We start from the raw sequence: 12,125 nt of genomic DNA, 5'->3' as shown, positions 1-12,125 counted from the left end.
CTGGGCAAATATGCCCAAGAAAGCCTCAAAAGTAAAGTGATAAAAATAATTTTAAACGCGATGATTTTGGCTTTTGCTAGTATAAATGGCTGATTTTGATTTTATTTTTGAGATAAAAAACCAAAATATGAAAAATAGCAGTTTTTTCGATAAATTTTGTTTTAGATAATCAGCACAATAATTTTTTGTAAAGATGGGCATAAAAACAAGAAAGGGTGGAAGCATACGATAATTACGCTTCCACCGCTTGATTAAGCCTTCAAGACTTTAATCGTTTGTCGCCACTCTTGGAGCCGAATAAACATGGCTGACTGCACTCGAATGGCCGCCGAAGCCCTTGCCATAGAAGTAGTAACGGGAGTTGTTCCACTCTTGGGCTTGGAGGATTTTAATCTCCTCGCTTGGGGCACTGGCCACTGTGGCCTCTGCCTTGGTGTGACTGGCTCGGGAGAAGGTGCCTAGCTTGCCGGCAAAGGCATAATCGCTTTGGTAAAGGGCGATCTCAGGCAGGGCCTTATGCTCGTCCACCGTTTCGATATGGGCTGGCTTATGCTTAACCCGCTCGTTCTTCTCTTTGACCAAATCACGGTTGGTCGGCTGGGTCACAAAGCCGCCAAAAGGCACGGTTGAAGTATGAGCCTCTGACTTACTGTCGGCCTTGACGGCTTGCGCCTGGGCTTCCTCTTGAGGATGCTGGCGTTTTTCCTGATTTTCTTTAACCAGATCACGGTCAGTCGGCTGAGCCACAAAACCACCAAAAGGCACAGTTGAAGTAGCATCCTTATTAGGTTGAGCCTTGACAACTGTTTCAGCCTTTTCTGCTGCCTGGGCTGGCTCTTGTTGCTGGAGCATTTCATCTACCGACAAGAAGCGTGGTTTTTCTTCCGCCTTGGCAGGGACTGCCTCAAAACGAACCCAAACCTTGCCGCTGGCCAGTTCTGGCGACATCACGGCAGATGTTAGTGGCACTGGCGAAGTGACCGTTTGGCGTTTGCGATCGTCACGGCGGCGTTGGTTGCCCACACGCAGGTGGCGAGGCAGGCGGCGTTGGCGGTTGCCCTCACGCTCGTTGCGTTCTTCACTTACCGGTGTTTCAGCTGGCTCTTGAGTTGCTGGCTCTGGGTTTTGGGCCTTGGCCTGGTTGACAAGCGGTTGCACTTTTGCAGGTTTTTGCAGATTTTGCTCCGCTTGCACTGGGGCGACTACAGCCTGTACCGAGGCTTCTGCCTGTTCTGCTGGTGCTTGTTCCACCCGCACCCGCTTACGCAGATCACGGCGTTGGCGGCGTTCTGCAACCTGGGCTTCTTTGGCTGGTGCCTCGGCACGTTCGTTACGCTCTGAACGTGGGGCTTCCACCACCTCTTCCACGACACGGCGTTTTTTAGCTTCCTGACGCTCCTTAACCGGTGCAGCCTTGGTTTCATCCTTGGCCTGGTTGGCTCGGGTTTGGGAACGTTCACGGCGTGGGTTGCGGCGATCACGTTGGTTGCGGCTACGGCTAGTCGTTTTCTTGACTGGCTTCTGCTCTTCTTCCTTGGCAAAAAGGCCCTTGATGGCAGTCACAATACGGCATAAGAGCGATGGTTTTTTCGGCTCAACTGGGCTTGGGGCTGGTTGCAGGTTAAGCTCACTGCTGTTGAGCACACTTTCGACCGTAATCACCGGCTCATTGCGGGTGACCAAGGTTTCTTCACGGCTGGCTACCGATACATTTTGCTCTTCTTCCCGCTCTTGGTAGCGTTTGGCCAAATCGTAGCTGAGGGCTGGGATAATCTCACTTTCCCGCAGGCGGTAAACGCTGAAGTGCGGGGTTTCCATGCTTTCGCTTGGCACGACCACAATCTGCACATCCTGACGTTTTTCAATGTCGCTGATGGCTCGGCGTTTTTCGTTAAGTAGGTAGGAAGCCACTTCCACAGGCACAATGGCGTGAACCTGGGCAGAATTGTCCTTAATGGCCTCTTCTTCCAGCAAGCGAAGAATGGATAGAGCAATGGACTCATTATCCCGCACCTTGCCTGTGCCTTGGCAGCGTGGGCAAACGTGGCTGGAGGCCTCACTTAAAGATGGGCTGAGACGCTGACGGCTCATTTCCAAAAGACCAAAGCGGGAAATGCGACCGAACTGAATGCGGGCCCGATCTTGGCGGGTAGCTTCACGAATACGGTTTTCCACCTCACGCTGGTGGCGAACAGGGGTCATATCGATAAAGTCGATCACCACCAGGCCGCCCAAGTCCCGCAAGCGTAATTGACGGGCGATTTCATCAGCTGCTTCTAAGTTAGTGTTAAGAGCCGTTTCCTCAATGTCGCCGCCCCGGGTTGAACGGGCAGAGTTGATGTCGATAGCGGTTAGGGCTTCGGTTACATCAATCACAATGGAACCACCAGACGGCAGGCGAACCTCACGCTGGAAGGCGGATTCGATTTGCGATTCGATTTGGTAGTGGCTAAAGAGTGGCACTTCGCCCTCATAGAGGCGGACACGGTTGATAAAGTCTGGACGGACCAGGCGGATATGGTTTTTCGCCTTCTCAAAGACCTTCTTGTTGTCGATGAGAATTTCGCCAATATCCCGGCGGAGATAGTCCCGAATGGCTCGCACGATCACATCGCTTTCCTGGTGAATAAGGAAAGGTGCTGGGCGAGATTCTGCTGCTTTTTTGATGGCTTCCCAGTGATGCAGGAGCACTTTTAAGTCCCACTGCAACTCTTCTGGCGACTTGCCCACACCTGCGGTACGCACAATCAAGCCCACATCATCAGGCACATCTAGGCAGTCTAGGGCTTCTTTGAGTTCTAAACGCTCATCGCCCTCAATGCGGCGAGAAATCCCACCGGCTCTTGGGTTATTAGGCATTAAAACCAGATAGCTACCTGCCAGGGAGATAAAGGTAGTCAGGGCTGCACCCTTGTTGCCCCGTTCTTCCTTGGCGACCTGAACGATAACCTCAGCACCCTCGCTGATGATGTCACGAATATTGGGGCGGCCTTGGAAGACATAGCCTTCAGGGAAGTATTCCCGAGAAATTTCTTTTAGTGGCAGGAAACCGTGGCGTTCTGCCCCGTAATCAACGAAGGCAGCTTCAAGACTGGGTTCAACACGAGTAATTTTTCCCTTATAGATGTTGGCTTTTTTCTGCTCGTGTCCTGGGGTTTCGATATCTAAATCGAAGAGACGTTGCCCATCAACCAGGGCAACCCGCAACTCCTCTTTTTGGGTTGCGTTGATTAACATTCTTTTCATTGTGTTTTCTCATTGTTATATCGTTATTCTGTCAATACTCGCTTAGGTTTTGTCAATCTCACGACTCTCAACTTAGGCGAAAATCGGCGGTCATTATGTCTAACACTCAAAATTTTGACTGCATAATCAACCACTTAGGCTTGCTTTTCAAGTGACAAGCGGGGTGTTTTTGGCGATTTTTTGCAAATAGATTACACGCACAAAAAACGGGGCATTATGGCATTTTAAAGGCGGTTTTAGCAAGGCAATTATGGCTTTTAAGGGCAATTATTTTTGCCGCTTGGTTGCTTGGGATTTTCTGTTACAATCGGCCCAAATTGGAGGAGCTATGAAAAAAATCATCTTATCTTTGGCCCTTTTAGGCCTCCTACTTAGCCTGGCAGCCGTCTGGTTTATAGGCAAGCCGCCGACAGCCCAAAGCCTGCCCAACCCTGTTCAGGGCCGCTCTTTTATCGACACCTGGCACGCCCCTCGGGGTGGCGGACGGCTGCATGAGGGCGTGGATATTTTCGCCAAGCGGGGCACGCCCATTCAAAGCACGACCAGAGGTGTGGTTATGAGGATTGGGGAAAGCCGTTTGGGTGGGATTTTTGTGACCGTCTTGGGCGAGGGGCTTATGTGGCACTACTATGCCCATTTAGACAGCGTGGCTGAAGACTTACATCGCTTTAAAATCATTCCAGCAGGCCATATTATCGGCTATGTGGGCGACACCGGCAATGCCAAGGGCACACCGCCCCACCTGCATTATGGGATTTATGAATGGGATAGGACAGCGGTTAATCCTTTTCCGCTGGTTGATCAGAAAAAGGGGTTTGAGTAAGTATTTACCCCCTCCGCCTTCGGCACCTCCCCCCGCAAGCGGGTGGAGGAAAGCGATCTTTACAAGCTTTCGCTCCCTCCGCTTGCGGGGGGAGCTGCCCGAAGGGCTGAGGGGGGCAGAGGTGATCTAAAAGGATTAAGCCTTACACCCTGGAAAACCCAGTGCCTCACGGCTGGCGTAGTAGGCTTCGGCCACCATCTTGGTCAGGGTGCGAATGCGCAGGATATAACGCTGGCGTTCGGTCACGGAAATGGCCTTGCGGGCATCTAAAAGGTTGAAGCTGTGGGCGGCCTTTAAAATCCGCTCATAGGCTGGCAGTGGCAAAGGTTTTTCCAGTTCTAAAAGGGCCTTGGCCTCTTTTTCATACTGCTCGAAGCATTGGAAGAGGAAGTCCACATCGGCATATTCAAAGTTGTAGGTGGACTGCTCCACTTCATTTTGGTGGAAGACATCACCGTAGGTGGTTTTGCCTAGCGGGCCGTCTGACCAAACCAGGTCATAAACGCTGTCCACGCCCTGAATATACATGGCCAAACGCTCCAGGCCATAGGTGACTTCACCTGTTACTGGGCGACATTCTAGGCCACCCACCTGTTGGAAGTAGGTAAATTGGGTCACTTCCATGCCGTTTAGCCAAACCTCCCAGCCTAGGCCCCAGGCGCCCAAGGTTGGGTTTTCCCAGTTGTCTTCCACAAAGCGGATATCGTTTTGGGTTGGGTCAAAGCCCAGCATTTTAAGGGAGCCGAGATAGAGCTCTTGAATATTGTCTGGCGAAGGCTTAATCACCACCTGGAATTGGTAGTAGTGCTGCAAACGGTTTGGGTTTTCGCCATAGCGGCCGTCTGTTGGGCGGCGGGAAGGCTGCACATAGGCAAAGGCCATCGGCTCTGGGCCTAAGGCTCTAAGTGCCGTCATGGGGTGAGAGGTGCCGGCGCCGACTTCCATATCCAGGGGCTGAACAATGGTGCAGCCGTGGCTGGCCCAGTAATCTTGCAGGGCCAAGATCATGCCTTGGAAGGTTTTTACGTTAAATTTGTCTGACATTTTACTTATTCCTAAACTTGATGCGAAAAATGCCCTTATTATAGCCTGCAAGCGGTCTAGTTTGGCAAGATTTTTGCAACTAAAAAATCACTTCCAAGCGCATAAAGCCGCCTAGGTGGTGGCTGCGATCCAATTCTTTATTGTTGTAGTAATTTAATTCGGTCTGTAAGAAGAGCCAGTCACGGTAAATAGGCTGGCGCCAGCTGACAAAAGGCCCGTAGCCGTTAAGCTTGGCCGCCTTATGCCGAATTGGCCCGCCAACTAAAACCCCATAATTAAGGCGCTTGTGGTTGGCAAAATGGTGCTGGCCGTAGAGGCTATTGCCCCACCAGAGGGATTCGTCTTTTTTATTGTGGCGATAGTCTAAAAAGAGGTGGTTGGCCACGAAGAAATTGTCAGCCAAGTAGCGTTTGACCTCAAAGTTGGTGCGAGCATAATGCCGGCTCTTGGCGCCGTAGCGGTAGATTTGCTCCAGCCTTGTGGTGGTCACATCATCTAAGCGCCACTCTTTATTGGCTTTTAAGCGGAGATAAAGATCGCCCCTGGCCCGTAAACCAATATCGGCATCGGTATCTACCCCCCAAGACTTACTGAAATTCGACCAACGCAGGGCAACAGAAGCGTTATCATTACGGGCCTGTTGTCTGTCGTAGTGTCTTTCCTTCTCAAGGCCGTGATAGTTGGGGTAAACATTGGTTTTGTCACGGTTTTGGTTGTCTAAGTCATCATCCCCAATCACCAGGCTCCAGCGTTTTTTCAGGGAAGGCAGGCGGATTTTAGCCCGCACACGGGGCTTGATTGAGTAGCCATCATAGCGGTTCCATTGGTTATCTAGCATAAAACGCAGGTTGGCCGTGGCTGGGCGGTCTGGGTCTGGCTCGGCAATCCAGCCATCAATGGACCTAGCCCAACCGTCTAAGGTTTGGGAGGTGCTCTCGTGGTAATTATCGAACCAACTGTCCTTATTTTGTGCAAATAAGGCTGGGGAAAGCACCAAGAGGGCTGCGGCAGTGAGTGTATATTTCATTTTTCCTCCTAAGAAAAAGGCTGTTGCCAGCTACTCTAGTTTAGTTAGGGTAGCAGATCAACAGCCTTATGCCAAATTTGCAACTTAGTTCACAAAATCAACCGCTTGTTAGAGTAGGATATTGGCGAATAAGAGACCAAAGGCAATACTAAAGACCATACTAAGCAGGCCTGGGATCATAAAGCTATGGTTAAAGATAAACTTACCAATGCGGGTGGTGCCTGTGGTGTCGAAGTCGATGGAGGCAATGATTGGGCCGTAGTTTGGCACGAAGAAGTAACCATTTACCGCTACAAAGACCCCGATAAGCACGGCAGGTTCAATCCCTAAAGCAACCCCTAATGGGAAGAGGGTAGCCACCGTAGCCCCTTGGCTATTAACTAACACAGATAATACAAAGAGTGCGAAGGCAAAGGCCCACGGAGCCGTTTCCACCAAGCCCTTAACCATTTCTTTGACTTCAGTCATGTGGGCCTGCATGAGGGTGTCGCCCAACCAGGCAATGCCGAAAATGGCAATCACCGCCCGCATACCCGCATGGAAGACTGAACCTTTAGTAATGGCATCGCCATTTGGTTTGCAGAAAAGAATAATCAAGGCACCGATAGACAACATCACGATTTCAATGGTGTGAGCCATACCCATTGGTTTGCCATCAAAGACAGGACGCAGGGATGGAATAGCCCCCATCAAGACCACTAACAAGGCACCAAAGAGGAAGAGGCCAACCGAGGTTTTAGCCGTTGGACTGATTTGGATGTCGTCCATTTTAACGTTGGCTTGGTTGGCCTTAACGTATTCAGGGTCTTGCAGGCGGGCCAAATAAATTGGGTCGTCTTTCAACTCTTTGCCCATTTTATTAACAAAGACACAGGCCAAGGCCAAGCCTAAAATGGTTGCTGGCATGGTTACGCCTAGCACGTTACCCAGGGTAATGCCCTGTGGCTCTAGGAAGGCCACCACGGCCACCACGGCTGCCGCAATCGGGCTGGCCACAATGGCGAACTGGGAGGCAATCACGGCCATAGAAAGCGGACGCTCTGGGCGAATGCCGTTGTGGCGGCTGACCTCTGCAATCACAGGCAGCACTGAGTAGGCAACGTGGCCTGTTCCCGCAAGCACGGTGAAAGTCCAAGTAACCAGTGGAGCGATAAAGGTGATGTATTTCGGGTTACGGCGTAGGATGTTGGTGGCGATTTTGATCATATAATCCAAACCACCAGCAGCCTGCATAGCAGCGGCTGCGGCCACCACGGCCATAATCATAAACATCACGTCAATTGGCAAACTGGCGGGTTTTAGCCCAAAGACGAAGGACAAGATGGCCAAGCCAAGGCCACCAAAGACGCCCAAGCCGATCCCGCCGACCCGGGCCCCGATTAAGATACACACCAAGACAATGGCGAATTGCAATAAAAACATCGCAGACATATTGTTACCTTTTTAAGTTTAAATGATAGAATAGGGTAAATAGACCTGTTATAAACAGGCTAATGATAGCAATAAACCCAAGTGGCAGCCATAACCTAGATCAAGAAATTCGTTGATGGTTGTAAATTTGAAAGGACACAATATGCAATTTTCCAAAATGCACGGGCTGGGTAATGATTTTATGGTCATCGATGGCGTCACCCAAAACGTTTACCTGACTCCAGATCTGATTCGCCAATGGGCCGACCGCCATCGTGGTATTGGCTTCGATCAACTATTATTAGTCGAACCACCCTACGATCCAGAACTGGACTTCCACTACCGCATCTTCAATGCTGACGGCAGCGAGGTTTCCCAGTGCGGCAACGGCGCCCGTTGTTTCGCCCGCTTTGTGACCCTAAAAAACCTTATCAACAAAAAAGACATCAAGGTCAGCACGGCCAAGGGTAAGATGGTCTTAAGCCTGAAAGATAATGATCAGGTGCGGGTTAATATGGGCGAACCCATTTGGGAGCCAGCTCAGGTGCCTTTTACCGCCAATAAATTCGAGAAGAACTATATTCTGCGTACCGATCTGCAAACCGTCCTCTGTGGCGTGGTTTCCATGGGCAACCCCCACTGCGTTCTTCAAGTGGACGACCTTGAAACTGCTCCTGTAAACGAACTTGGCCCCCTACTGGAAAGCCACGAACGCTTCCCCGAGCGGGCCAATATCGGCTTTATGCAGGTGATCAACCGCAACCATATCAAGCTGCGGGTCTATGAACGTGGTGCAGGTGAAACCCAGGCCTGCGGCAGCGGGGCCTGCGGGGCGGTAGCGGTTGGGATTATGCAAGGCCTCTTGGATCCGTCTGTGCGAGTGGATTTACCAGGCGGTACGCTTCAGATCGAATGGGCCGGTGTCGGCCATCCGCTCTATATGACAGGCGATGCCACCCATATTTATGATGGGTATATCCGAACTTAATTTTTACGCCCTTATCTCCTTCCCTCCCCCCGTTCACGGGGGAGGTGCCAAAGGCGGAGGGGGGCGATAGTTAATTAGACAAGCGGTTGAAAATACTTGCTTTTTTGCAAATTTTATCCAAAATCTACCCGCTTATTTTGTAATTCCCCCCCTCAGCCTTCGGCAGCTCCCCCGCAAGCGGGTGGAGCGAAAGCCAGCTTGAGGTCAAACTAAGGCAATAACATGAACCAATCCCTCACCCCCTTCCACACCTTTCACCTGCCGGCCAAGGCCAATCATATTGCTGAGGTTGAAACGGCCCAGCAATTATTAAGTCAGTGGCAGGCTGCCCAGGCAGAAAACCAACCTGTCTTACTCCTAGGCCAGGGCAGTAACGTCCTGTTTTTAGAGGACTTTTTAGGCAAGGTGATCATCAACCGCCTTAAGGGCATTGAGCATAAAGAAGATACTGACTTCCACTACCTCCATGTGGCAGGCGGGGAAAACTGGCACGAGTTAGTGCAGTGGACCTTAGCCCAAGGTATGGCAGGCCTAGAAAACCTGGCCCTTATCCCAGGCTGTGTGGGTTCCGCCCCCATTCAAAATATCGGGGCCTATGGGGTGGAATTTGAGCGGGTCTGCGACTATGTGGAGGTGCTCAATTTAAAGACGGGGGAAACCTTCCGCCTGACGGCTGACCAATGCCAATTTGGCTATCGTGAAAGCATCTTCAAACACCAGTACAAGGAAGGTTACGCCATTGTAGCCGTTGGCCTTAAGCTGGCCAAGGCTTGGCAGCCTGTCCTCAGCTATGGTTCGCTGGCCAATTTAGATCCGCAAACCGTCACCCCTCAAGCTGTCTTTGAGGAAGTGTGTGCGGTTCGCCAATCTAAGCTGCCCAACCCAGATCAGGTTGGCAATGCCGGCAGCTTCTTTAAGAACCCAGTGGTGGCTTTTGCAGATTTTGAGCGAATTCAGACCGCTTACCCCAACATCCCCCATTATCTACAGGCCGATGGCTCGGTCAAACTGCCGGCTGGCTGGTTGATTGACCAATGCAACCTCAAGGGCTTCCAGGTAGGCGGGGCAGCTGTCCATACCCAGCAGGCCCTGGTACTGATTAACAAGGAAAATGCGGTAGGAAAAGATGTGGCCGACTTGGCCCGTGAAGTTCGCCGTCAGGTACGGGAAAAATTCGGGGTAGAACTCCACCCAGAAGTCCGCTTTATGGGGGCGACAGGCGAGGTGGACAGCGAGGCCACCACCCGATGAGCCGCTTTAACCAAGCCCAAATCGAAGCCGCTCTGACCCAGGGCGGGGTCTTTATATTCGATGAGATCAACTCCACCAATGCCTATTTGCTGGAACACTATCAGGCCTTTGAATCCGGCTCCCTCTGCCTGGCCGAAAGCCAAACCGCAGGCCGGGGCCGGCGGGCCGGCAGTGGTATTCGCCCCTGTCTCAAAACCTCTATTTTTCCATGCTCTGGCGTTACAACAGCCAGGTCCAGGATCTTTCTTCTCTTAGCCTAGTAGTCGCTTTGGTGATTGCCCAAACCTTTGAGGAGTTGGAGGTTGAGCAGATCCAGATCAAGTGGCCCAACGATATCTACTACCAGGGCAAGAAGATGGGCGGGATCCTGATTGAAAGTAAGGTGGACAAGTCTGGTATTTACCTGGTTATCGGCATTGGCCTCAATCTAGGCATGAAGCAGGTGGATGAAAGTGTAGTCACCCAGGCCTGGGCAGACTTATCCCGCTACCAGTTAGATCGCAACCAACTGGTCGCCACCCTGGCCAAGCGATTACAAACCGCTCTAAGCACCTACCCCACCACAGGCTTTGCCCCCTATGTGGCCGACTGGCAGGGCTTTGATGTCTTTTTTAATCAAGCGGTAAAACTGGTTACAGAACAAACCGAAATCCACGGCATTTCCAAGGGCATTAACGCCAAGGGCGAATTGCTGCTGGAGCAAGATGGGCAGATAAGCGCCTTTGCCATTGGGGAAATGTCGCTCAGGGCAGAGTAATATAACCAAAAGTTATATAAAATAAGGGAAGGCTATTGGCCTTCCTTTTTTGTTTGCCTATAATCCACCTATCTTTCAGACTTTATTTATAGGAAATCACAATGAAAAAAGCCCTTTTAAGCAAACTCTTCTTAAGTGCAGGCCTTGCCTTGACCGCTCTTACAGTCCATGCTGGCCCAATCAGTGACCGTGTGGAACAAACCAAAACCTTGCTGGTTGGCACCGAAGGCACCTATGCTCCTTTTACCTTCCACGATAAGGAGGGCAAATTAACAGGGTATGATATTGAGGTTATCCAAGCAGTCGGCGATAAACTGGGCCTCAAGGTTGAGTTTAAGGAAACCCAGTGGGATGCCATGTTCGCAGGCCTTAATGCCAAACGTTTTGATGTGATTGCCAACCAAGTGGGGGCAACCGAGGAACGCAAGAAAAAATACAGCTTCTCCCTGCCTTATAATCTTTCTCGTGCGGTTATTGTTACCCGTGCTGATAACGACAAGATCAAATCCTTTGCCGATCTTAAGGGGGTAAAATCTGCCCAATCCCTCACCAGCAACTATACGGCCTTGGCCCGTGAAAATGGGGCGGTTTTAGTCACGGTGGATAGCCTGGCACAAAACCTAGAGCTGGTAAAACAAGGGCGGGTAGAAACCACCGTCAATGACCAAATTGCCGTCTTGGATTATTTCAAGCAACACCCAAATGCAGGCTTAAAAATTGCAGTCAAGGCGGATGAAAGCGTGGGTTCTCACTTCACTTTCCTTCAAGGCGAAGACGAGTTGATTGCAAAGTTTGATAAGGCCTTGCAAGAACTCCAAGCAGAGGGTACATTATCGCAACTCTCTATCAAATGGTTCGGCGACGATGTCACTAAATAGCTTTTTAGCCTCGCTTCCCTTTATGAACGCACAACGAGCTGATGAGGTCATCAGCTCGTTTTTGCCTATGCTGGAAGCCACAATCCTTTACACTATTCCCCTTGCGGTCATCTCCTTTTTTAGTGGCCTGCTCATTGCCCTGCTGGTAGCCGTGGTGCGTACCATGCCCAGCGACAGCCCCCTCATCAAGGCCTTGCAGTTGCTCTGCCGGGTTTATGTGTCTATCATTCGTGGCACGCCTATGTTGGTGCAAATCTTCATTATCTTTTATGGCCTGCCGGAAGTGGGCATTATGTTGGAGCCCTTCCCAACGGCCATTATTGCTTTCTCCCTCAATATCGGGGCTTATGCTTCGGAAACGGTGCGAGCAGCCATTTTGTCTATTCCCAAGGGCCAGTGGGAGGCCTCTTACGCCATTGGCATGAACTATTTTCAAGCCTTTAGCCGCACCATTATGCCCCAGGCCCTGCGGGTATCAGTGCCGCCCCTGGCCAATACCTTTATCAGCACGGTTAAGGATACCTCGCTGGCCTCTCTGGTTTTGGTGACAGAACTTTTCCGTGTAGCCCAAAATATCACGGCCACCAATTATGAGTTTATCCTAATTTACACCGAGGCGGCCTTGATTTATTGGATCTTCTGTTTTGTCTTATCCCTTTTACAGGGCAGGTTAGAGGCCAGATTGTCACGGCATTTGTAAG

The 12,125-nt window shown here is 50.9% G+C and carries 9 protein-coding genes and 1 pseudogene; 6 read left to right on the top strand and 4 right to left on the bottom strand.

The annotated features are described in order from the left end of the window. Nucleotides 1-267 precede the first annotated feature (267 nt). Nucleotides 268-3,237, bottom strand: a complete 2,970-nt coding sequence (locus tag A4G20_10885) for a ribonuclease E (protein QIW16908.1) — start codon at nucleotides 3,235-3,237, stop codon at nucleotides 268-270. Nucleotides 3,238-3,640: 403 nt separating this feature from the next. On the opposite strand from A4G20_10885, the gene A4G20_10880 reads away from it, so the two are divergent. Then, the gene (locus A4G20_10880; GenBank protein QIW16907.1) at nucleotides 3,641-4,069 is read left to right on the top strand and encodes a peptidase M23; all 429 of its coding nucleotides are present in this window, start codon (nucleotides 3,641-3,643) and stop codon (nucleotides 4,067-4,069) included. Nucleotides 4,070-4,204: 135 nt separating this feature from the next. On the opposite strand, the gene A4G20_10875 is transcribed toward A4G20_10880, so the two are convergent. From A4G20_10875 to A4G20_10865, 3 genes are all read right to left on the bottom strand, one after another. After that, on the bottom strand, nucleotides 4,205-5,113 hold the full coding sequence (locus A4G20_10875) for a glycine--tRNA ligase subunit alpha (GenBank protein QIW16787.1): 909 nt from the start codon (nucleotides 5,111-5,113) through the stop codon (nucleotides 4,205-4,207). A gap of 79 nt (nucleotides 5,114-5,192) precedes the next feature. Next, nucleotides 5,193-6,140, bottom strand: coding sequence for a hypothetical protein (locus A4G20_10870; GenBank protein QIW16786.1), 948 nt, complete (start codon nucleotides 6,138-6,140; stop codon nucleotides 5,193-5,195). 108 nt (nucleotides 6,141-6,248) lie between these two features. Beyond that, nucleotides 6,249-7,571 carry a C4-dicarboxylate ABC transporter gene (locus A4G20_10865; protein ID QIW16785.1) on the bottom strand — a complete coding sequence of 441 codons (1,323 nt, stop codon included), beginning with the start codon at nucleotides 7,569-7,571 and terminating at the stop codon, nucleotides 6,249-6,251. 142 nt (nucleotides 7,572-7,713) lie between these two features. Here A4G20_10865 and A4G20_10860 point away from each other — a divergent pair, with 142 nt between their 5' ends. The 5 genes and pseudogenes from A4G20_10860 (at nucleotide 7,714) to A4G20_10840 (ending at nucleotide 12,124) form a co-directional block, all read left to right on the top strand. Further along, on the top strand, nucleotides 7,714-8,538 hold the full coding sequence (locus tag A4G20_10860) for a diaminopimelate epimerase (GenBank protein ID QIW16784.1): 825 nt from the start codon (nucleotides 7,714-7,716) through the stop codon (nucleotides 8,536-8,538). 222 nt (nucleotides 8,539-8,760) lie between these two features. Then, the gene (locus tag A4G20_10855; protein ID QIW16783.1) at nucleotides 8,761-9,789 is read left to right on the top strand and encodes a UDP-N-acetylenolpyruvoylglucosamine reductase; all 1,029 of its coding nucleotides are present in this window, start codon (nucleotides 8,761-8,763) and stop codon (nucleotides 9,787-9,789) included. After that, nucleotides 9,786-10,546 (top strand): annotated as a pseudogene (locus A4G20_10850) (biotin--[acetyl-CoA-carboxylase] ligase). The gene A4G20_10855 and the pseudogene A4G20_10850 overlap by 4 nt, the downstream one beginning before the upstream one ends. Before the next feature lie 101 nt (nucleotides 10,547-10,647). Further along, a complete protein-coding gene (locus tag A4G20_10845; protein ID QIW16782.1) occupies nucleotides 10,648-11,424 on the top strand; it encodes an amino acid ABC transporter substrate-binding protein in 777 nt (258 codons plus the stop codon). Further along, nucleotides 11,411-12,124, top strand: a complete 714-nt coding sequence (locus A4G20_10840) for a cysteine ABC transporter permease (GenBank protein QIW16781.1) — start codon at nucleotides 11,411-11,413, stop codon at nucleotides 12,122-12,124. The genes A4G20_10845 and A4G20_10840 overlap by 14 nt, the downstream gene beginning before the upstream one ends. Nucleotide 12,125: the final 1 nt, after the last annotated feature.

This window comes from Pasteurellaceae bacterium RH1A (assembly GCA_012221805.1).
Classification (GTDB): Bacteria; Pseudomonadota; Gammaproteobacteria; order Enterobacterales; family Pasteurellaceae; genus RH1A.
This window is presented reverse-complemented; position numbering and strand designations above follow the sequence as displayed.